This window comes from Vibrio jasicida CAIM 1864 = LMG 25398 (assembly GCF_000400365.1).
GTDB lineage: Bacteria > Pseudomonadota > Gammaproteobacteria > Enterobacterales > Vibrionaceae > Vibrio > Vibrio jasicida.
The window spans coordinates 34,676-59,389 of sequence record NZ_BAOG01000082.1; the positions used below are offsets into that span (position 1 = coordinate 34,676).

8 protein-coding genes are annotated in these 24,714 nt (G+C 45.4%); all 8 read left to right on the forward strand.

Translation table 11 applies throughout. The annotated features are described in order from the left end of the window. The first annotated feature begins 15 nt into the window (after positions 1-15). Positions 16-3,531, forward strand: a complete 3,516-nt coding sequence (locus VJL_RS20460) for a TonB-dependent receptor (RefSeq protein WP_038881022.1) — start codon at positions 16-18, stop codon at positions 3,529-3,531. A 29-nt stretch (positions 3,532-3,560) separates the two neighbouring features. Continuing rightward, a complete protein-coding gene (locus tag VJL_RS20465) occupies positions 3,561-4,478 on the forward strand; it encodes an OmpA family protein (RefSeq protein ID WP_038881025.1) in 918 nt (305 codons plus the stop codon). A 359-nt stretch (positions 4,479-4,837) separates the two neighbouring features. Then, complete coding sequence (locus VJL_RS20470) at positions 4,838-5,329, forward strand: DM13 domain-containing protein (RefSeq protein WP_038870374.1); 492 nt, start codon at positions 4,838-4,840, stop codon at positions 5,327-5,329. Positions 5,330-5,471: 142 nt separating this feature from the next. After that, positions 5,472-16,790, forward strand: a complete 11,319-nt coding sequence (locus VJL_RS20475) for a hypothetical protein (protein ID WP_439654174.1) — start codon at positions 5,472-5,474, stop codon at positions 16,788-16,790. Between the two features lie 68 nt (positions 16,791-16,858). Beyond that, a complete protein-coding gene (locus VJL_RS20480) occupies positions 16,859-20,374 on the forward strand; it encodes a hypothetical protein (protein ID WP_038881027.1) in 3,516 nt (1,171 codons plus the stop codon). Between the two features lie 9 nt (positions 20,375-20,383). Next, a complete protein-coding gene (locus VJL_RS20485; protein ID WP_038881029.1) occupies positions 20,384-21,289 on the forward strand; it encodes an OmpA family protein in 906 nt (301 codons plus the stop codon). Positions 21,290-21,385: 96 nt separating this feature from the next. Then, positions 21,386-22,234: a mechanosensitive ion channel family protein gene (locus VJL_RS20490; RefSeq protein ID WP_038881031.1), complete on the forward strand. Its 849-nt coding sequence runs from the start codon at positions 21,386-21,388 to the stop codon at positions 22,232-22,234. Positions 22,235-22,505: 271 nt separating this feature from the next. Then, on the forward strand, positions 22,506-24,548 hold the full coding sequence (locus VJL_RS20495) for an EAL domain-containing protein (protein ID WP_038881033.1): 2,043 nt from the start codon (positions 22,506-22,508) through the stop codon (positions 24,546-24,548). Positions 24,549-24,714: the final 166 nt, after the last annotated feature.

Sequence of the window (24,714 nt, forward strand, 5' to 3'; positions counted from 1 at the left end):
GTATCTGGAATTTGTATGAAAGTATTTAGCAAGTCTCGTTTAGCTACCTGTGTTATGTCTGCCATGCCGATGATGGGCATGGCCGCCGATACCAGCAAACTAGAAAAACTCGAGTCAGAAACCACTGACATCAAGATTGAAACACCAAAACAAGAAGACGACGCATCGCGTATTTATTTAGACCAAGGCGCAATTTGGGCGAGTCGTGATATCACGCGATTTGCCCCAGTGCTGGATGTGAGCGTCAGTGATGAGCTGGAGGTGGAAGAAGGTACGTTGCGCGATAGCGTTGGTTTTACCATTACCACTAACTACAGCTACTACATCAAAAAATACCAACTTGAAGTTTACCGTGTGGGTGACTTTGGTTTGTCCGAGCCGATTGCCGTGCTGGAAGGCGATAAGTTGGCCAACGATTTTGATATCAACTGGGACGGTGCTACAGATGTAGACTACCAGTTTTACGTTGGTGGCCAGCTGTTGTTCCGACTAAAAGCATGGGACAAAGACGGCAATATGGATGTCACTACTGTAGGTGTGACGGATCTCATTCGTCCGGATGCAGAAGTGGACATCGACCGAAACGACAACGAGGACGAAGAAGGCAAAGGCCGCAGCTATGGCCAAGCTAAGTTGATGCGTCACAACATTCCGACCGACGCAGGTCTGGCGAAGTTTATTGGTACCGGCCTTAAAGGCGTTGATAAAGTCATCATTGGTGAAGACGAATTCGACGTTGAAGATGGCAACTTATACGCTGAGCAGTACCTACCTACCGACGCGTACGTATTTCCAACCAAAGTCGTGTTTGATAATGGCGATGAGCGCCGTTACCAACTCTACGTGCGTATCCCAGACACTTACTATGCTCAAACCGGTTTGGCGGATTTGTACATCGGTAAGAACAACGTATCAGGCAACAGTGCAGCGCTTGGCGTTGATGATCAATATCAAAACGACATCTACAACCAAGGTCGTTTGGCGTACTTTGGCCAAGGTAAGTTTGGTGACAAGCTGCGTATTACTACCCACTTTGACACCAAAGAAAGTGAACTGAAAGACATGTTTAAGCATCCGTTTGCGTCGGAAGATTCAGACGTGTTTGACATTCTGGAAGACGATGACGAGTTGTATTATGGCAACTATGGCGACAGCTCAAACATCGAGAAAGTGGTCAATACCAAGGGCAAAGTCTACCTAAATGTAGAATACGACAAGTCGCAGTACTTGTGGGGTAACTACAACACGGGTGTCACAGGAACAGAAACCAGCGATTACAACCGCAGCTTATATGGCTTCAAAGCAGACTACCGCACTCGCGATACGACTCAATACGGTGAAGACCGATTAAACATCGTTGGCTTTGCAGCAGAAGCAGATTCTCTGTATGCACACGATGAATTTCTTGGCACTGGCGGCTCGCTTTACTTCTTGCGTCACGGCGAAGCAGTACCAGGCAGTGACAAGGTTTACGTTAGGGTCGTAGATGAAAGCGGCTTAACGCAAAATGAAGTGCCACTAGAGCCGGGGCGTGACTATGAATTCGACCCATACCAAGGTCGAATTATCCTGACGAAGCCGCTAGACAACATCATGTCTGACAGCTTCGGCAGCGTGATTGAAGGCAACGACGATTACGAAAACTATCTAGTGGTGGACTACGAATACGTCCCTCAAGGCTCTGACTCACTGGATGCGATGTCTTACGGCGGCCGTGTGAAAGGCTGGGTGAATGACTACATTGGCCTTGGCGTCACCTACGCGACGGAAGAGAAAGACAACCAAAACTACCAAGTTTACGGCTCTGATTTAACGCTTCGCGCAACGGAAGGAACGTTCATCAAAGCGGAATTCGCTCACAGTGAAGGTCGCCAAACCGAGTCGAACTTTGTCTCGTACGATGGTGGTTTAACCTTTACGCCGATTGGTGACAGTCTAGAAGACCGCGAAGGTGACAGCATTCAAGTGACAGCCGTTGCGAACTTGTATGACTTGGCTCCAAGCATCTTCGGTGCGGTCGGTAATGACGTCAAACTTTGGTACAAAGACAAAGATGCCGGTTACAGCTATGCAAGCAGCAGCGACGACCTTGAGCAAGAAGCGTATGGGGCGGAATTACGTCTGCAAGCCACTGACCGTATTGCTGTGTTATCGCGTTTTTCTGCCAACGAAGAGCGTGATATGGATGGCAATCTGAAAACAGATTCTGAGACCATTGAGCTAGAAACCCAATTCAAACTGACTCAGCACATCAAGCTATCGGCAGCAGGCCAACAGGTAGATGAGCTCAACCAAGCCGATGAGCAAAGTAATGCAACCTTGGCGGGTTTACGTTTGGATTACATGTGGGATAGTGATAACAGCGTGTATGTCAAAGGCCAAACCACCATGAACCAATCGGATGACTACGACGATAATGACAGCGTTTCTGTGGGGGCTGAGTTCCGCGTGTTGGAAGACTTATCACTGGGCGGTGAGTACACCACTGGTGACCGTGGTGAAATTGCCGAAGCGACCGTGACCTATGATGTCTCTGACGACCACTCTACTTATGTCACTTACGTAGATGATAACTACGAAGGTGAAAACAACGTGATTGTCGGCCAACGTGCTGATCTGACTTCAAGTGTGGATTTCTACCAAGAGAACCAATTTGTCGATGAAAATGATGGCCACGGCCGTATCGACTCCTACGGATTTGGTTACGACGTGACGGACGATGTCGAAATGGGCATTGGTTATCAACAAGGTGAAATCGAAGACGATGAAAACCAAATCACTGAACGACAATCTGTCAGCTTGAATGCGTCAATCGATTTGGATGACATCAACTTGAGTCACAAACTGGAATACCGTGTCGACAAGAACGAAGACGATCCTGATGTCGCACAGCGAGAGCTGGAGCAGATCGTGACGACCAACAGTTACACGCATCGCTTAACGGAAGAGCACACCTTGTTTGGTAAGTACAACTACTCGATTACTGAGAGTCAAACCACAGGTGAGACCATGGCGCGCTTTGTCGAGGCAACAGGTGGCTTAGCATACCGTCCAATCTACAACGACCGTCTGAACTTATTGAGCCGTTATACCTACATTGCGGATTATGACCAACTAGATCGTGATGTGGATTACCAAGATGAAACCAGCCAAATCATCGAAGTCGAAGCGATTTACAGCATCGATGAAAACTGGGATGTCGGCGCGAAATACGCACATAAAGACAAAGAAGAAGTCTTTGCGCGTGAATCCGGTAAGAACGAAATCGTCAAAAGCGACATTGACCTGTATGGCTTAAGTGCTTCTTATCGAGTGATGAAAGAGTGGGACGTCACCGGTGAATACCACTGGAAAACGGATACCTTAAATGATGAGTTGGAACATGGTGCCTTGGTGTCAGTGAATAAGCACATTGGTAACAACTTCAAAGTCGGTATTGGTTACAACTTCTCTGCCTTTGATAGCGACTTAACCAACGATGATGACTACGACGCACAAGGCGTATTCATCAACTTGGTTGGTAAGTTATAACCCCATCCGTGAATGAGTGAGAGGAATTTATGAAAACAACCCTTCGTCTTCTTGGTGGGGTAGTCGGCACGCTGCTTGTCGCTGGTTGCGCCACCGATACGTACGTAAGCCAAGAGAACCGAGACAAGTTTACCGACTTGGACGTATCGAAATTCTTAATCAGCGAATGTTTAGCGCCAGAGCGAGAAATTCACATTGCTGTGGCAGAGCACTTTGCTTTTGATAAGTACAACATTCGAGACGTAGATGCGACGAGTTTGAATGCCTTCGTGCATGAAATCGAAGGCTTAAGCGGTCGAATTACCATTGTTGGTCATACCGATTACAAAGGCTCATTGGAATACAACGAAGCCTTGTCACTGCGCCGCGCTCAATCAGTGGAGAGCTTCCTTAAAGAAAAACTTAATCCAGACCATTATGACTGGGAAGTGAAGTATTTTGGTGAAACGCAACCATTAGCGCTGGGTAAAACCGATGAGGATCGTGCTGAAAACCGCCGTGCTTTTGTGGTGTTCGAGGAAGCGCAAAAATATGAAGAAATGCCATTTTGTGAGCCACCAAAACCGGAACGCAAAATCTACATGGCGATGACACCGCACTTTGATTTCGACAAGTCACAGCTGAAGCCGGAAGATTTAGCCAAATTAGACAGCTTCACAGATAAGTTGCAAGGCTTGCAGGGCAGTATTCTTGTTGCGGGTCATACTGACCAAATTGGTTCGCTGTCATACAACGAGAAGTTAGCACAGCGCCGGGCATCTGAAGTGGTGAAGTATCTGAAAACCAAAATCGACCCATCGCAATTCTTATGGGAAGTGAAATCGTTTGGTGAGCTACAACCGGCAATTAATAAGCGCTCCAAAGAGGCTAATGCCCTTAACCGCCGAGCCTTCATCGTATTCAAAGAAGGTTTGATAGAGCAACCAACCATCCAACCTAAACAATAATCAATAAAGCCAGCCGAGGATGAAAGTACTAAGGCTGGCTTTTTACCTTTCTTCCGTATTCAACTCCATTTCTGGCTATCCCTCTGCTTGTTCAAATGCTGGTAAATCTACGTTCATTGAAATAAAACAACTCTTCCATAACACCAATTTTTTTCATTTATATTTCCATTAGTTGCGTTTGTTTAAATGATGAATATTCAATTTAAGTATCACGATGCGCAATATAATAATCAGATTTGTGACCTTCACCTGAAAAATATATAGGAAATCTCTGAGTTTTGGTTAATACCCTGATTTAGCGAACTTTATAGACTAAATTTATCGATGACGTCGTATTAGCTAAAGCTAGGTATATAACTATGAAATGGATTTTGTTGCTTGTAAGCCACACTTTATGTGTTTTGGCTGGTTTTGCCGCCGGTATTTACGCGCTGCCTATTCTTATACAACCCACTTCTCCTGATGTCTCAGTGATCTCTCATTCTTCTGAGGGGCTTCTCTATCGTGGAGTCTTTGAACGAGATCGCATCGACAGTGACTTTTTGCATTGGGGGCAAGGAGATATCTGGCTAACGGAAGACACCTTGGCTTTTGAAGGTGAGCTTGCTCCGGGCCCAGATTATAAAGTGTACCTCTCTCCGAAATTTGTTGAAACGGAAGCTGACTTCAATCGATTGAAGCCGCAAATGATTAATGTGGGTGACGTGAAAACATTTGACCGTTTTATGGTCACTCTTCCTCAAGATTTGCCTTTAGACAACTACACGACCGTTATTATTTGGTGTGAAACATTTGGTGAATTTATTACCTCTGCGCAGCTTGAATCTGTCGCAAATCTGAACCAGAGCTGATAGCCAAGTAGTTTTAACCAATGCCGAATAAAAAATGACAGAAACGTGACAATGTAAATTCTTCTGTCGACAATATCTCGGCGCCTAGTTTTTGACGCTATTGCTAGCTTAGTCATAAATATCTGAATAATTAATATTTTATATGAGTCGGAAAAGTATTGTGCCAATTGTTCAACGTTATCTAGCCTTGTTTTTGCTTATGTTTTTGCTTCCTTTCAAAGCATTAGCAGCAGGGGAAATTGAAATATCTTTTAGTCCAACATTCGGTCTGCCTTATGAAAATGGACAGGTCATTACATACTCGATTGAAGTTCGAAATACGACGATCAGCACGATCACTGATGTGTCAGTGACGAATGCCATTTGGGATGTGATGTCTGGATCGAGTAGGGCGTTCAGCAGTGTCAAGATTACCGATACTCACACCTTAGGAACGAATGCAGGTAGTTATTCCTCCAGCAATAGTAATTTGAACGTGACCGGCGCTAACTTATTACCGCTAGGGCGCATTACTTATCAAATTGAAGCAACAGTTGCTGATGATGCCGCTGAAGATATCGTTCTCGGCAACACAGAAGTAAAAGGGACGGTTTCCGGCACAGAAACGACTTTTACAAACACGGACACGATTACTTTCCCCCCAGCTGAATACGATTATCTTCTGGAAGAATATGTTAATCCCGAGGAATATGAGGTTGGCGGCACATTGACTTACTCTTTGACGGCAACCAATAACGGTGCTTATGCGGTTAAAGGATTAGATATTGAGCAAGAATTTGCATCTTTAACGGGGCAGAAGTTAGACGGTTCAACAGGGGATGCATTTAGCAGCGTTACCATTAGTGCCGTCGCTTCATCGGGGAGCGATGCCGGTAACTTTGCGACAACAGGGGATTTATCGGTCACCGATGCGGAGATCTCTGTTGGTGGCTACATTACTTACACCATCAAAGCGACGGTTGCTGCGGACCTAGTATCCGATATTGATACCCAAGCAAGCTCCACGACTCGTGCTGGTACGGTCGACAGTAACCCACTATCGACACCGCCAGCTGATCCAGATATTGAACTTGAGCACACGTTAAACTCGACATCGCCATACCTAATTAACGGTGAAGTTGATTTTGAATTGAAGGTGAGTAATAACGGCGGTGCGATTGCTCATAATTACCATGTAAAACAGAATATTAAAGACTTAGTGAGCCGCAATGGTTTAGCGAACAATTTATCTCCTTCATACGATAACACTGATGTGGATGGAAATCCCTTCACCACATGGGATATTTCAGTTTCAAGCATTGGCAGTAATTCACTTTCTGATTACCAAGGCAGCTCACAAACGGATGTCGACTTTGACGATACCGTTTCTATTTATCCGGGTGAGTCGATTACTTACCAAATTAAAGCAACACTAACACCGATTACGATTGGTACTTTGCAAGGCTTTACTGCTTCGGTGACAGATGAGTCTGGTTCGCTAGTCGAGAGCTCCAGTATTTCCGATACGGTTGACGCAGAAAAAGTGCTGAGTGTGACGGATTCTGATATCTCTATTTCTAAAACCACTTCTGCATCCGAATATGTACCAGGTGGTGAAATTGAGTACGAAATTACCGTTACAAATGGCTCATCAAAATACTTTGCCAATAACCTGTTAGTTCAAGATAACTTGACGTGTGTTGTTACCGAGCAAGCGGGTGGCGCTGGTGACGGGCAGGCTTTCGAAAAATGGAAAGTTGAAGTGATTTCTGGTGAAGACTCGATTGGTTCTGATCCTGGCTCTTTTAGTTATGGAGCTTGGACATCAAGTCCACTCTCGCTGACACCGGACATCGCACCGGGTAAAACCATTAAGTACAAACTTACCGCCAAAACGAATGATACCAGTACAGGCCTCATTCTTGATGACGACCCAAGTTGCTCTAATGATAACGTAACCGAAGAAGGCTCGGGTGTTCAAACTCCAGATGATAACTTACGTGCGAGTAAAGACGTAGATAGCCGTTTTTATTCTTCTGGCCAGACTCTGACTTACACCATTACCGTGACGAACGACGGTGATGGTTTTGCAAACCAAGTTCAGGTACTAGACGACCTTAACTCAGTGAAAACAACCGATATCAATGGCAAAGAAATCAATGCTTATTCGGATTGGACTATCACTGCCGAAGCGTTTAAAGACGATGGCACACCAGCGACCGCTTCAAATACTGGTATCACTGGAGAAGTGAAACACCCTGACAATTTGAATGTCATTGCTACGCTTCAACCTCACTCCTATATTGAGTACACCATTGTTGCTCAGACTAACCCTTTAGCAAATGGCCATATCTCAAACGAAGTAACTGTTGATGGCTCTGTCTATGCCGATCGAGGCTCTGATCCTCGCGACTTTGCGATTGCGCTAAACAAACGTGTGAAGACGAATACTGACAGCGGGTTTCATGGTGAACAGACTGCGTATTCTAAGCTTGATACCGAAGTCACTTACCAAATCAGCTTAAAGAACGATAAAGAAAACGGTTATGCGACAAATGTTGCTGTAAAAGACACCTTATCTTCGATCTCCGCGAAGATATTGGAACCAGATACGACATCAAAACAAGTGTTCAAATCGTGGACGATCAGTGCGGAGATTATCTCAGATGATCCTCAATTGGATGGCAATCCAGCGTACACCGACGTCGGTACTTTTGCGCCAAATACGGATCTAGATACAACGGCACAAATCCCGCCGAATGTTGAAGTGGTTTACACCATCGTGGCACAAATCGACCGCTCAAATGAAAGTGAGATTATATACTCGCGATTTGACAATACAGCAGAAATCAAAACACCGGATTCAACAGTTCAATCATCTGCATCGGATACGGTTATTGTTTACCCTCATGATCCAAAAGTGATTGTTGCGAAAACAACACCTGATGATTCGTTTGTTCCAGGCCAATGGGTTAACTTCAAGATTACCATCGTCAATACTGGGCCTGGTTATGCAAACGAAGTTCGTGTCACAGATGATATTAAGGGCTTGAATGCGTTCTCTGAATGGGAAATAACGGCGTCTACAGATTCCAATAATTCACCTTTTAAAACGGGCAGTTATGCTGGTGAAAAGTCGGGGTATCCAAATAACGGAAATATCGATAGTCGTATCGATATCGATCCTAAAATTAACGGTGTCGAAGGTTACGTTGTTTACAATGTGAGAGGCAAAGTTAAAGACGATTACATAGAAGATGAGATCGCTAATACCGCAGAGATTTACGATCCATCGACGAACTTAAACCAATCCTCTTCTGCCGAGATTGGTGGTACATCAGGGGACTCTCTTAACGTTTCTATTTTGAAAACAGCGGATAAAGTTCGCTTTGTTCCTGGCGATGACGTCACTTATGAAATTCGTGTTTTGAACAATGGCGCGAATGTCGAAAGCGGTCTTAAGGTCGTTGATTTACTGACAGATATTCGTTCTGTTTTGGCAAATGACAAAGACAACCAATATGAAAACTACCCAAACCAATCTCCGTTTGAATACTGGCAGTTTGATTTCGATGATGGCGGCGGTTTTCAATCTCAAACTACCGAAGATTTTATCTACCCACCTGGTGATGCATCGAACACGATGACACTTGCTGCGGGCGAATTGCGTACTTTCCGAATTAAAGCTCGTGTTAAAGACAATGTTATTGGTTCTCAGGATTCAATGGGGAACTTAAACGACAAAATTGAGAATGACGCCTACGTATACCGTGACTTTGGCCAAGTTACTGAAGAATCACATCTTTCTCATCATGAGATGGAGCGAGCTTACAATGGCGGCGATGTGGTGAGGAAGTTACTGGTTAATGGGGTTGAGTCTCGCTTCTATTCGCCAGGTGATACCTTAACTTATCAAGTAACGGTTTCTTCTCAAACTGGTTATGTCAATGACCACGCTGTAAGCGAAAACATTACTGGTGTGACGACTCAGTTGTTGGATGGCTCTTTAGCGACGCCATTTGATAAAGGTTTCACCGTCGATGTTTCGAAAGATGATTCAAATGGTGGCGACGGCACAACCGACGGCACATTGGATGGTACTGTTGCGGATAATAAAGACATCAACACAACGATCGATGTGGCTGGCAAAGATTCCGTTACCTTTGAAGTCGTGGGTGTGGTGCGTGAAGACGCGACCGGTACAATCACTATTGGTGGCATCACGGTGATCCCGAACAGCTATCATCTGGCGTTCAGTAAGACGGTTGATCAATCAAGCTACGAGCCGGGGCAACCTCTAGTTTACCGTTTAACAATCGAAAACGATGGTAAGGGTAACGCATACAACATTCCTGTTATCGACCGACTGTCTAATATCATGGTCGATCTTGTCGATGGCACAAGCGGTAAAGCGTTTGACTCGGGTTGGACGGTTGTTCCAAGGATCGTCAGTGGTAGCTCGTTGGCTATTCTCGATCTGGATGGCAAGATTGCTGATAACGCAGACATCGATACTCATGCCTCTATCCCTAAAGGCACAATCATTGAGTATGTTGTGACGGCTAAGGTGAACAACAACGCCGTCGGTGAGATCTTGAACTTACTTACTGTTGATGGCGATACAGTGAGTGCGGAGACCAAAGCCTCTGCAGAGAAGTACGACTTCTCAAAACATGTCACCAAAATCTACGATCAGGATGGCACTACCGAGTTAAGTGGTGGTTATACGCCGGGTGGCTACATTGAGTATGAAATCTCACTGAAGAACTTAAATAATGTTCACATTAATGAGATGCCAATCAAGGATGAAATCAGCAAGATCCAGACCGATTACTTCGATGGTAGTGGTAAAGGACGTGCATTTGATTCATGGACCATTGTTACCAGTGTTGATTCGAGTGGTATTAGTGATGCGGGCTCTGTCAGTAACAACAGTGATATCGATACGAAGTTCAACCTAGCAGCTAATGAGTTTGCAACAGGCGGAACCTTTGTTACTTACACGATCAAAGCGAAGATCAGTGAGAAAGCGATAGGTCAAATTCTTAACGTTGCAGTGGTCGACAAGAGTCATAACTTACCGTCAGAACCGGTGAACATGCTGCCGGTGAACATTGTTAAGTCGCATAAAGCGTACACTGATACATCATTGGCAACACACAAGACCACATACAACCATACGACAGACGGCGAAAAGATCGTTTACCACTTGCGTATTGAGAACAATGGTAAAGGTTTGGAGTACAACAAATCACTGAAAGAGTTGTTCTCAAATGTCAAAGTACGTGTTGCTCAGAATGCAGCTGGTGAATCTGACTCACAAACGCTACCTGCATTTGATCAATATGGTTGGACAGTCACCGCTACCACATCCGGTGAAGCGACTACTCTGATTGATGGCTACACTGGTGGTGCGAATGCAGATATCGATATTTCAGTACTTTCGATCGCGCCGGGTGGTTGGATTGACTTTGTCATGGAGTCACAGATCCGCCAAGATGCGCTCGACCAGATTGTTGCGACACCGAAATACAACGGCAGTAACTTCAATTCCGCGAAAGTTACGCCTGAGGGCAGTAATCTGTCGGTGAGCAAAGAAATTGTCTCAATCGATGGCAAATCTTATGTATCCGGTGACACCTACAAACCTGAAGATGAGGTCATCTACAAATTCACGGTGATCAACACCGAGCCCGTGTGGCGTGACCAAACCGTGATCCAAGATATTGTCTCTAACGTTCGCGTTGAAGTGATCGGTGGGACGACGAAATCAGCGTTCTCAGATACGGATATATCTCATGCTTTCACTTCAACAGGTACAACGGGAACCCAAGACACTTACATTGAGTCTTATGATGCGACTGATGATCTTGACCTACTAGTCGATATCGCTCCGGAAGAAGTCATTGAGTTTACGGTTAAAGGAAAAGTTCGCCCGGACGCTCTTGGTGATATCGATGGCAACACGGGTAAGGCTGGGAACCAAAGTGATACCACGGACGTAATTCCACCAGTTGTGCCTGTACTGAACTTCGAGAAGTCAGTTCTGAGTACAACTGCAGACAGTGGTACATGTACTTTCCCATCAACGACTGGCACAGGCTGTCACTACAACCCGAACGGTCAAGTTCAATATCAAGTTAGCGTGACCAACGTGGGCGACAGCATTACCAATGGCGCGACTATCGTTGATGAACTAAACACCATTGATACATCTGATGGTAAGGCAGCATTCCAAGACTACAGTGTGGCAATCGTGAGTGCGCCTGATGCAGACCGATTCTCAATTACGGGTAACTACCAAGGAACTGTACCACTGAATGCAGCGTTCGACTTGATGCCAGGCGACACCGTTGTGTTTGAGATTGACGGCACAGTAGCGGCGGACGCCACAGGGACCATTACCAATGTGGCCAAAGTCAACGGCGTTGATAGTAATGCCGTCGTTCTAGATCCTGGTACGTCGAGCCTGATTGCTCAAAAATCAACGGACACACCAACTTATACTCCAGGTTCAGAAGTTCGGTATCAAATGCGTGTTCGCAACGAGACTGCAAATAACGAGTTGATTGACATTCGTGACATTATTAGCAATTACAAAGTTGAAGTCGCTGATGGTACAGAGCAAGTTGCTTTAAAGGATTGGACGGTAAGTGCTCAAATTATCACTGATGGTAATCCGGCTTACACAGACATTAGTAACCTTAACTCTGTAGCTCCAAACACGGATATTGATGTGACGGTTCAGATGGGTGGTAAAGCGGCCGATGATACTTATACTGAAATCCTAATCGAAGTCATTGGTCATGCTCGCGATGATGCAGTTGGTGAGTTTACTAACCAACTACAAGGCAAACTAAATTCAGGAACCAATTACTTCACCTACAACCTGAAAGAAAAAGTTATCATCCCTGAACCGGGAACACTTACCGTTTCGAAAGTCACTTCAATTACCCCCGCGATTTACCATCCAGGCGATACCATTGGCTACGATATCGAGGTGAAAAACACAGGTACAGGTTATGCGACCGATGTCCTGATTTCTGACCTTTGGAAGACGATTCGTGCTGAAAAAGCGGGTGCGACCTTACCAGTTCGTGCATTTGATTCTTGGTCAGCGACGTCAGTGAGTGTTGACGGTACTGATCCAACATTGACTCAGCCCATTGCAGGCTCTGAGGTGACTGGCGACAATGGTTATCAGATTCGCTACAACATTCACCCAGACCACACAGTGAAACTTCATGTTGAAGGTGTTGTAAAAGCGGACCTTGTTGGTGATATCACTAACGTAGTGGAAGTGAGCGATTCAAGCGGCTCTCAAACTGCGGATGCGACTTATGTGGCGGCAACGGCTGATCTCACGGTCGATAAAACGGTTGATAAGAGCCAATACGAATCAGGTGACAAGCTTACTTATACCATCACAATTGAAAACACCACAGCCAACTGGGCAAGTGATGTTTCCATTAAGGATCTAGTCAACGACATTACTTCGACCAGTATTACGGGCGCGACAGTAAAAGCGTTTGAGTCTGGCACCATCTTCTTCAATGCGTCTTCACAGACGGGTGACACTAAGTTCCCATCGTCCACGGGTGAGTTTTTAGATGGCAGCTTGGACATCAGTCCAAATGATGTCGTGACCATTACTGCAGAAGGGGAGCTTGACCCAGAAGTAGTGGGCGATGTCACCAACCAAGTTGAAGTGACCTACAATGGTTCGACTAAAACTGCAGAAGCAACCAGCACAGCGACGATCCCAGATTTAACCTTTACGAAAGAGCCAATGGTGGAGTTTTATAGCCCTAACCAAGCGGCAGGTTACATCCTGAAAATTGTCAACGAAGGTAACAGCTACGCGAATGACATCAACCTGAAAGATGAAATTGGTGCGCTCACCGTGAATACCATTGATGGTTCGGCCAACCAAGCTTTCCTACAATGGGCGGTTCAATATGTTACGGGCAGTTCACTGACTACCGTCGATGCGAACTCACTTGTGGTTGACAAGGATATTGATTACAACATCGACCTCGCACCGAACGACACCATCACTCTTTACGTTATTGGCTTAGTGAACCCGGAAGCAACGGGCGACATTGTTAACACCGCAACGTTGAATCACAACAGTAAAGACGTGACGGAAACAGCAACGTTGAAACCACGTCCGGGTGATATCGTTCTTGAGAAAACCACCGATGAGCGTTACTACCAACCGGGTGAGTTCTCCACATTCCGCGTCAAAGTGACCAATAATGGTTCCGGCTTTGCGGCAGATGTAAAAGTCGAGGACATCATTTCTTCACTTGAAGTTGAAACCTCTGGTGGAGCGATAGAACCTGCGTTTAACGATTGGACGATCGTGACCACTAAAGGGGACCCACGTACCAACATAGATACGGTTCCGGGACCAAACGGTGATATTTCTACCAACCTTGATATTGCACCTGGTGACACGGTGGAATTTGCTATTACAGGTACAGTCAACAGCAGTGCAGTGGCCAATATCGTTAACACCGCGACGGCTGAGTTCGGTGGTGCGACTACCGATGCAACGGCTACGCTTGAGACGTTACCTGAAGAAGTTTGGATTGAGAAAACGGCTGAATCGCCAATTTATATCCCGGGTGAAGAAGCGGTATTCCATGTTCGTGTCTACAACGGGACCGATGGCTTTGATAATGATATTGAGCTAGACGACATTCTGTCAGGCATTAAAGCGATCAACATCTACGGTGTAAATGAACGTGCGTTTGAGAGTTGGACTATCGAAACCACTAAGAGTGACAGTCGTACGACTATCACGCCAATGCCAGTCGATAACCAAGATATTCGCTCAGTTATTGATATTGCCCCACATGATATTGTCGAGTTCACCATTACGGTGAAAACCAATCCATTGGCAGCGAGCGAAATTACCAATATTGCCACTGCGGATCTGAATGGCACCACGCAACAATCAAGTGCGACCATCCAGCCTCAATCTCAAGGTATCTCAATCGAGAAAACTGCAGACACGGAATACTATGTTCCCGGCACGGAAGCGACATTCCGCGTTAAGGTGAAGAATGAAGGCACTGTGCCAGCAACGGATGTTGGTGTGAAAGATGCTATCAGCAATATTGACGTTGTTCGACTTGATGGGACGACCGTGAAAGCGTTTGATTCATGGCGTATTGATATCAACAAAGGTAACCCAGAAACAGACATCACCAATATTCCAAGTGTGAATGCCGACATTGATTCGACGCTGAGCATTGCGGCAAATGATGAGGTGGAGTTTGTGATTACTGGTCTCGTAAACCAATACGCCATTGCTGAGATTGAAAACACGGCAAGCGCCACGTTCCGGGGGGATACTCAAGACGCAACAGCGACGCTCTTAGCGATGCCAGAGTCAGTCAAACTTGAGAAAACCGTGGATGACGAGTATTACCGTCCGGGTGAAAACGTCACTTACCACGTGGTGTTAAGTAATGAATCTGGCTCGTTTACCGAAGAGATAGTGCTAAAAGATCTTATCTCTGAGTTGAAGGTGAATACGATTCACGACACCGAAGCGCCAGCGTTTACCAGTTGGAGTATGACAAGCTCATATAATGACGACCGCACCATCGTGTTGCCACAAATTCAGGGCGACAACCTGGATGTGAATAGCCGTGTGATTATTGCGCCAAACGATCAGTTGGACATTGAAATCACGGGTGTCGTAAACGCGGATGCGATGGGAGAAATCACCAACCACGCGTATGCCTATGACAAGTCAGAAAGTGATGTCCTTGCTGATGATTCCGCAACCATCAAACCACTGCCGATCATTTTGTCGGTGACCAAGGTGGCGGATAAAGCGGAATACACCAACGACGACGATGACATTACCTTCACAATGACCGCGACCAACCGAGGTTCTGCCGATGCAGAAAGCGTCAACTTGTTGGATGAAATCGATAAGCTCATTGGTAACAACGGCAATCCATTGTTCACCACATGGAAAGCGACCATCACCGAGCTCAAGTCTGGTGTTGTGGTTTCTGTTGATTCAGATAGCAATGTCGATTCAAACCACGCCATGAAGGCGTATCAAGGTAATGAATACGAAATCGTGGTGAAGGGTGAAATCAACCGAGGTATCGATGACAACTTCACAAACGTATTCACCGCCGCAGCATCGACAGGTGAAACCGCTTCCGCCAATGTGACCATTAAGGTCAAGAAGCAAGCGTACAACGAAGGCATGTTGAAAGTGACTAAGGTTGCTAGCAAGTCAGAAGCGAGCGTCGGTGAAGTTGTGGAATATGAAGTGACGATCACCAACGAAAACGACAACCCATTCACGGGGGTTCGTTTGGTTGACCGCTACCCAGGAGGCTTCGCTTACATCCCTGACTCTACCGAGATGGTGAACAGTGGACCAGATGGTGTGTTTGATACCGCAGACGACATCCAAATTACCGTAGAGCCAACTAAGACCAATCAGTTGTTCTTCGAAGTCGGAGATATGAATATCTATGGCAACGGTGACTCGCAAACTGCAGACGCAATTCGAATTCGTTACCTAATGCGTGTGAGTGTTGGTGCTACCTTTGGCGTTTACACCAACACCGCATGGGCAGAAGCGCCACCGGCAGAAAGCTTCTCTGCACAAAACACCACGACCAACTACGTTGTGAAGTCGAACCTTGCCAGCGCAACGGTCGAAGTTATGCCAGACAAGGTGTTCGATACTGCATCTATCATCGGTAAGGTGTTTGAAGATCATAACGGTGATGGCTTCCAAGCTGATGCCACTGCCGATGATATCTACATCGATGTTGACCTTGCAGAGGGGGATTACATTCCGAATTCCACGTTCATTACTCAAGATGGCGTAGAGACTCAGTTGAAAGACGCGAACGTGAAATTGAAAGGGCAAGACGTTGTGATGTCGAGTGTGGATAAAGGATATGAAGTCGATGAATTGTACGGCTTATCTCGCAACCGAACCATTGAAGGTAGCAACAAAGTGGCTTTCCAATTTAAGACGCGGACCCGCCAAGGCTTCCCATTCAAGGTGACGACCGATAATGGCACTTACATCGAATTTGACATGCAAGGTAACGCTACGACTAAGCACAAAGGAGATAAGAAGAAAGGATTGTCGGCAGAAAATATCGATGTGATACGAAACCTCTACCGAGATGGTGACGATTACCTTTGGGAGATCGTCGTAGAGAACAAAGGGATCTACGAAGACGGTATTCCAGGGGTTCGCTTATTGACTGTCGAAGGCATCATCATCGAGACAGACCAGTATGGTCGATACCATGTACCAGATCAGTGGGTGTTGAATAAAAAAGGTAAGCAGTTCTTGGTCAAAGTCGACACTGACTCGCTACCAACAGGCATGAAGGTAATCAGTGAAAACCCGAAAGTGCGCCGAATCACACCAAACAAACTGACGAAATTTAACTTCAGCATCAAAAGCAGTGGGGATGATTAACCGTTAGCAGCACAGATGCAGGCTGGGTGCGCCCAGCCGACCACTTAAGCGGTTAAGCAGGATTATTTATGATTAGATTGAGACCATCAAAACTGACAATGTGTATCGCGGCTGGGTTGCCGATACTTTCGTTCGCGAAAGACACCAGTCAATTGGAGAAACTTGACAGTGACTCACTGGGTATTGAAGTTAAAGCGCATGAGCAAATCGATAATTCGCGTATTTATTTAGAACAAGGTGCGATCTGGGCAAGCCGTGACATTATGCGTTTTGACCCGGTACTTGACCTGAGCATTAGCAGCGATGTTGAAGTGAAAGATGGTAAGCCACTGCAAGAGATGAGCTTTGCTATCACAACTAACTTCAGCTACTACGTTGACCATTACCAACTGGAAGTATTCCGTGGTGGTGACCGTGGCTTGGTTGATCCTTTAACAGTGGTTGAAGGTCAGCAATTTGCGAACGATTTCAATATTGTTTGGGATGGCACGACCGATCAAGAATTTCAATTTGAATCCAACACGCAGCTGTTGTTCCGTTTAAAAGCCTTCGATAAAGATGGCAATATGGACGTGACGACGGTCGGCGTGATTAACCTAGTTGAGCCAGATTCTGAAGTCGACATCGACAAGAACGACGGCGAAGAAGAACAAAGCCGTAAACTTGGTAAAGCACAGTTGATGCGCCATAACATTCCGACCTCAGCGGGGCTGGCACGTTTCATCGGTACGGGACTAAAAGGCGTTGATAAGGTCATTATCGGCGAAGACGAATTTGATGTTGAAGAAGGTGAGTTGTACGCAGAGCAATATCTACCCGCGGATGCGTACTTGTTCCCGACGCGCATAGTATTCGACAATGGAGAAGAGCGTCGCTACCAATTGTATGTACGTATTCCAGATGAATACTGGGTACAAGCCGGTCTTGCCGATTTCTATATCGGTAAAAATAAGGTGACGGGCAACTCCGCTGCATTGGCAGTCGATGACCAATACCAAGATGATATCTACAATCAAGGCCGCCTAGCGTACTTTGGCCAAGGTAAGTTTGGTGACAAACTCAGAATTACTACCCACTTTGATACCAAAGAAAGCGACGTGCGAGACATGTTTAAGCACCCGTTTGCCTCTGACTCATCCAGTGTGTTCGACATTCTGGAAGACGACGATGAGATGTATTATGGCAACTATGGTGACAGCTCCAACATCTACAAAGTGGTGAATACCAAGGGTAAAGTTTACCTCAACGTTGAGTACGATAAATCCAATGTGTTGTGGGGTAACTACAACACTGGTATTACTGGCACCGACAACAACGACTACAACCGTAGCTTGTATGGCTTCAAAGGCGATTACCGTACCCGTTCAACCACTAAGTTTGGTGAAGACCGTTTGAACATTGTTGGTTTTGCTGCTGAATCTGATTCACTCTTTGCTCACGATGAATTCCTAGGGACTGGCGGTTCGCTGTACTTCTTGCGTCATGGTGAAGTGGTTCCAGGCAGCGACAAGGTGATGGTGAAAGTTGTTGACCCTGACAGCAGCATCACGGTCCAGGAAATGCCACTGCAATCGGGACGAGACTATGAAATTGACCCGTATCAAGGTCGTATTATTCTGACCAGACCGCTGAACAACATCATTTCAGATAATTTCGGCACCGTCATCAATGACCAACCATCGTCTGGTTATGACAACTATCTAGCGGTGGACTATGAATATGTACCTCAGGGCAGTGATGCTTTGGATGCATTGACTGCTGGTGGTCGTGTTAAAGGATGGGTGAATGATTACATTGGTGTTGGTGCCAATTATCAAACCGAAGAAAAAGACAACCAAGATTACGAAGCGTACGGCACGGACTTAACCTTGCGTGCATCTGAAGGGACGTACTTAAAAGCCGAATTCGGACACAGTAAAGGTCGTCAAACTGATTCCAACTACGTATCTTTCGATGGAGGCTTAACCTTTACTCCGATTGGCAGCAATGCGGAAGATCGTGAAGGTGATATCTACCAAGTGAAAGGCGTGATGAACCTTTATGATATTGCGCCGAATATCTTCTCTGCGGTGGGTAACGATGTTAAGGGGTGGTATAAATCTAAAGATGCGGGATACAGTTACGCAAACCAAGATGACGATTTAGAACAAGAATCTTACGGCACTGAAATTCGCTTCCAAGCGACCGATCGTGTTGCTGTGAAAACACGCTTTACCTCGATTGAAGAGCGCGAATCCGATGGCGATCTAAGAACAGATACCCAACAAGCGGAACTGGAAGCACAGGTTAAAGTTACCAAAAACATTAAGATCTCCGCAGCAGGTAAGCAAGTTGATGAACTGAATAACGAAAATGAAAAAGGCCAAGGCACCTTAGCGGGTCTTCGCGCCGATTACATTTGGGACAGCGACAATAATGTTTATGTTAAAGGCCAAAAAACCGTCGGTAAGACTGATGAATACGATGAGAACGACAGCGTTACTCTGGGTGGTGAAACCCGTATTTTAGAAGACTTCGTGGTTGGCGCAGAATACACCACTGGTGATCGCGGTGATGCTGCTGAAGCGAGTGTGACTTACGACGTAACCGAAGATTACAGCACATACTTAACTTACGTAGATGATACTTACGAAGGCAAAAACAATGTGATTGTCGGTCAACGTGCAGATCTGACTTCAACGGTCGACTTCTACCAAGAAAACCAATTTGTTGATGAAAACAACGGTAAAGGGCGTATCGACTCATTCGGTTTTGGCTATGACATGAACGATGACATCGACATGGGCATTGGCTACCAAAAAGGGGAAATTGAAGACGACCAGAAAATCACAACCGAGCGCCAAGCCGTGAGTGTGAGCACTTCGATTGATCTAGATGACGTGGTCTTCAAGAATAAAGTTGAATACCGTGTCGACAAAACCGATGAAACGACAGACCCAGATAAAAAACGTGTTGATCAATGGGTCACCACCAACCGTTACACACATCACCTAACGGAGGAGTACACCCTATTTGGTAAGTTCAACTATTCACTTTCTGAAAGTAAATCGAGTGACAAAGTGTTAGCACGCTTCATTGAGTCGACAGCAGGTTTGGCATATCGCCCTATCTACAACGATCGCTTGAACGTGTTATCGCGTTACACCTACTTGGTGGATTTCGACCAACTTAATCGAGATGTTGATTACAAAGATGAAGAAAGCCACATCATCGAAATCGAAGGTATCTACTCGTTGGATGCAAACTGGGATTTAGGTGCGAAATACGCATTCAAAAATAAGAGTGAAATTTTTACTCGTCAATCAGGCGAAGACATTCCAGTCGACAGTAAAATTTCTCTCTATGGCTTGAGTGCCTCTTACCGCGTCATGAAAGATTGGGATGTAACGGGTGAGTACCATTGGAAGACCGACAGCACCTACGACGAGCTAGAGCAGGGTGCATTGGTTTCGGTGAACAAACACTTAAGCGATAACTTTAAAGTTGGGGTGGGTTACAACTTCTCAAGCTTTGACGGTAACCTAGCGAATGATGATGATTACGATGCATCAGGCGTGTTCATTAACCTAGTTGGTAAGTTATAAGAGGGTCACATGAAAACGACGATGCGTTTAGTTAGCGGAATTATGGCCGCAGCATTATTAGGTGGCTGTGCAGCAGATGCTTATGTTAGCCAAGAGAACCGAGATAAATTTGCAGACTTGAATGTCTCCAAATTTTTAATCAGTGAGTGTTTAGCACCGCAGCGTGAAATTCATATCGCTGTTGCTGAACATTTCGATTTCGATAAATCCATCATTCGTGAAGCTGATGCTGCAAGCCTAGACGCGTTCATCCATGATATTCGAGGCTTGAGTGGACGCATTACGATTGTCGGTCATACCGATTTTAAAGGTTCTGACGAATACAATGAGAAGCTGTCTATGCGCCGCGCTGAATCGGTAGAAGCGTATCTACAGCAACAACTCGATCCAGAGCAATATGATTGGGAAGTGAAACACTTTGGTGAGTCGCAGCCACTGGCGCTGGGTAAATCGGATCAAGCGCGGGCAGAAAACCGTCGCGCTTACGTGATGTTTGAAGAGGCGAAGAAATATGAAGAAATGCCTTTCTGTGAGCCGCCAAAACCAGAGCGTAAGGTTTACATGGCGATGACACCGCACTTCGATTTCGATAAGTCGGAATTAAAACCGGAAGACCTTTCACAATTAGATGACTTCATCGCAAAACTGCAAGGTTTAGAGGGGAGCATTATGGTCGCTGGTCATACTGACCAAGTCGGTGCTCGTTCATACAATGAAGCACTTGCAGAGCGTCGTGCTCAGGCTGTAGTGGAATACCTGAAGACGAAACTTGACCCATCACTGTTTGTTTGGGAAGTAAAAGCCTTTGGTGAACTTCAACCTGTGATCAATGAAGAATCTCTTGAAGCCAATGCTTTAAACCGCCGAGCGTTTATCGTATTTAAAGAAAGCGAATTGGGACAACCGACTGAATAATTTGGTAAGGTTGTCCTTTCGCAAGCTCTCTATCTGTTTTCTTAGTGATAGCTAGCATGAAAGGTCAACCTTCTAAACCAAACAGGGAGTCGGGTAATGGAGAAAGTGCAGTTAGTCGTCGATTTTCTTCTCACTCATAAAATTTTATTTTCCGCATTAATTCTGTTGTTCATCATTCTTTTACGTCGTTTGATACTGTCTCGAATCCGTGGCGACGATGCCTTTATTACAGAAGAACAACGCAGTTGGATGTCGAGAACCAAAAACGGCACATTTGCTATCACCTTGATTCTGTTGTTCATCTTATGGCAATCAGAAATCAGCGAGTTCGCTCTAAGTGTTACGGCGATTGCTGTCGCGATTGTGGTGGCATCCAAAGAGATCATCTTGTGTTTTACGGGGTCAATCCAGCGTGCAAGTTCTCGTTCGTTTCGCATTGGTGACTGGATTGAAGTCGGAAAGCTATGTGGTGAGGTCATTGAACACAACATGATGGCGACAGTGATTCAAGAAATCGATCTGCATCATGGTCAATACCACTTCACGGGGAAAACTGCGACGCTGCCTAACAGTATGTTTTTCACCTACCCAGTGAAGAACCTCAATTTCATGAAGCGTTACGTGTACCATGACTTTTCTGTTGTGGTGAAAGATTTCGTCAATCTCTACCCACTTTTGCCTTTGTTGACCGATAAGATTGATGAGCATTGCAGTTACTTCGCCGACGTCGCTCACCGTTACAACGCGATGATTGAGAAGCACGCTGGTGTTGATCTACCGGGCGCTGAGCCGCACATCCACATCTCAAGTAACATTAATGGTGAGCAAATTCTGCATATCATGATTTTCTGCCCGACAGATAAAGCAAACCACTTAGAGCATCTGATTCGTAAAGACTTTATGGAGCTTTATGAGCAGCGATTTCCAATGAATCCTGAGCATTAAGTTCTCGCTCAATAATCATCTAGCAAATATTAACCCTCACTAGTCAACACTGAGGGTTATATTTGTATATTTCTTATCGTCACGATAAATAATCTTAATGGATCGGAGCGCATATAATCGATAAATTACGCCGGCAACGTAACTTCGTTTGTTGATGGATTTACAAATAAAACACCCACTAAGACTACACAGATAGTCGATTTCTTTAGCTGCGCTTGCACTCACGACTGTTTACACAGCAGTTGCCCCCCGTTTTACTATAAGATGCTCCATGCAAACTGGCTTAAATTTTACTTTTGCGCCTTTTCAACGTTTATCGGCGCTCACAGGGCAATGGCGTGCAGGGTCCAAATCCTACCTAACAGATTTGGCCTCTATTGCACTCTTGTTGTTACCCCTGACTCTATCAAATGCACTTGCCGTTTTTTTAGGCCACGCGTTCCGTCTCTCAGGATGGGTAGAATTATCACAGATGTTATTTCATCTGTCAGATATCCTCATCAATCTGTACCCAAGCGCATTTTGTGTAGTGGCGGGTTATTACCTGTCACATAAAACCAATGTGTCGAGTGCCGTCTTCATCATTTACTCGTTGATCATGTTCTACTTGATCTCGATAGAAAACGGCAGTTTGTCTGCGACTTATATGCTGCCAAACAACCCACTACTGGCATTGTTTAGTGCGATGATGACGTATGTCTATTGCTGCGTTTTCAAAATACGCTTGCTAGAGCCACAAGCGCTGGATTTCTCGTCTCGTCTGCTCAAGCATGTTGTTCACTTCTTTCTGTTTGTGTTGATTGCTTTAGCAGTATCGCGACTAACCGCATTCATTATGGCTCTATTTGGTGGGATGATTCGCGGACTGGGTGTGGACCCTCTCACGCTAAAAGGCGGGATTATTTACCAAACGGTACTAGGCCTCTTAGGCTCAATCGGCATCAATGGGCATAACTTGTTGTTTGCCATTAAGCAGCAAATCTACGCCGCTACAGAAGCAAATTTTTTCGCGTGGCAAGCCGGTGAAGCTCCTCTAAATGTAATTAGCCAAGGTTTTTACGACGCGTTTATGTCGATGGGTGGTTCTGGTAATTGCATCAGCCTATTGTTGTGCGTGTTGCTGTTTGCCAAAGAACGTAACCACCAGATGCTTGCATTAGCAGCAACCCCGCTGGTGATCTTCAACATCAATGAAGTCTTGCTGTTTGGGTTGCCGATTATTTTCAACCCATTGTTGATTGTGCCTTTTGTGCTGGTACCGCTATTGAGCTTTCTCATCACTTACGGGTCAATTGCATCAGGGCTTGTTCCTCCGGTTGAAAATATTGTTAACTGGATGACGCCGCCTTTGTTCAGTGGTTATGTCGCGATGGGGAATCAGATTGAAGGCTCATTATTGCAATTATTGATCATCGTCCTTGGTGTCTTTATCTATCGGCCATTTTATTTGGCTTACGCCGGCAAGTATTCTGCGCAGTTTCGTGCGAATACGGCTTACACAGGCATTGAGAGTTCGCTGTTCAAAACCTTGCTTAACAACGTTCGTGATTCGAATAACTCAAGCATTAGTAAATCGACAGCACAAAAGCGACTGACTTCGATTTTGAGGGAAGGGGAGTTGGTGATGTTTTATCAAAAGCTCCAGTCGACTAGTGACGTCAATATCTTCTCTTATGAAGCCTTGCTTAGATACATTGATAAAGAAGGGAAACTGCACCCTCCGACATTTGTGAGTGACTTCCAAATGCTTAACTCAATGCCATTACTGGACAAGCTCGTGATTGAGAAAGTTCTGGCAGACATGCAGAAAATGACATTATCAAAAGATCGTCGAATTGCCATCAACATTGCAGTCGCTACGATCGAGCAAGAAGAATTTGTCCCGCACTTACTATCGCGACTAACTCATTATGGTATCTCGCCGCAGTGGTTGGAAATTGAAATCACAGAAGAGGCAATTCTTAGTAATAAGGTGTTCTTAATTAAAACTATGGAAGCGCTGCAAGCTCAGGGCATTCGTATCGCTATGGATGACTTTGGCACCGGCTATGCGTCGTTCCCGCACTTACTAAAGTACCCGTTTGATAAGATCAAGCTGGATCGTTCGCTACTGCTGGATGCCAATGATCAAAAAGGCAGAGACTTATATGAATTGGTAGCGAAACTGGGCCATATTACGCATTGCGAAGTGGTCGCAGAAGGGGTGGAAACCCAACAAGAGTACGATTTTGTGAAAGGTTGTGGTGTCGATAAAGCGCAAGGTTACTTCTTTACTCGTCCACTTCCTCTTACGGATATTTTACGCGAGCAATAACAGTGCTGTTTTTTATCGTCACAATTAAAAAGTCGAGTGGAAAGAGGGGCTTGTTGGCGATAATGTGCGCCTCCTTGCTTAATTAGCATGCAAAAATACAAACCACGCTGACCTAAGAAACAGCGGGTTGTATCTAAATGAAGAGAGTGTCGGTCGTCCTAGTCCG

Excerpts from the sequence above, each read along its gene's own strand:
- VJL_RS20460 (WP_038881022.1), top strand. The coding sequence starts at position 16 with ATGAAAGTATTTAGCAAGTCTCGTTTAGCTACCTGTGTTATGTCTGCC.
- VJL_RS20465 (WP_038881025.1), top strand. The coding sequence starts at position 3,561 with ATGAAAACAACCCTTCGTCTTCTTGGTGGGGTAGTCGGCACGCTGCTT.
- VJL_RS20470 (WP_038870374.1), top strand. The coding sequence starts at position 4,838 with ATGAAATGGATTTTGTTGCTTGTAAGCCACACTTTATGTGTTTTGGCT.
- VJL_RS20475 (WP_439654174.1), top strand. The coding sequence starts at position 5,472 with ATGAGTCGGAAAAGTATTGTGCCAATTGTTCAACGTTATCTAGCCTTG.
- VJL_RS20480 (WP_038881027.1), top strand. The coding sequence starts at position 16,859 with ATGATTAGATTGAGACCATCAAAACTGACAATGTGTATCGCGGCTGGG.
- VJL_RS20485 (WP_038881029.1), top strand. The coding sequence starts at position 20,384 with ATGAAAACGACGATGCGTTTAGTTAGCGGAATTATGGCCGCAGCATTA.
- VJL_RS20490 (WP_038881031.1), top strand. The coding sequence starts at position 21,386 with ATGGAGAAAGTGCAGTTAGTCGTCGATTTTCTTCTCACTCATAAAATT.
- VJL_RS20495 (WP_038881033.1), top strand. The coding sequence starts at position 22,506 with ATGCAAACTGGCTTAAATTTTACTTTTGCGCCTTTTCAACGTTTATCG.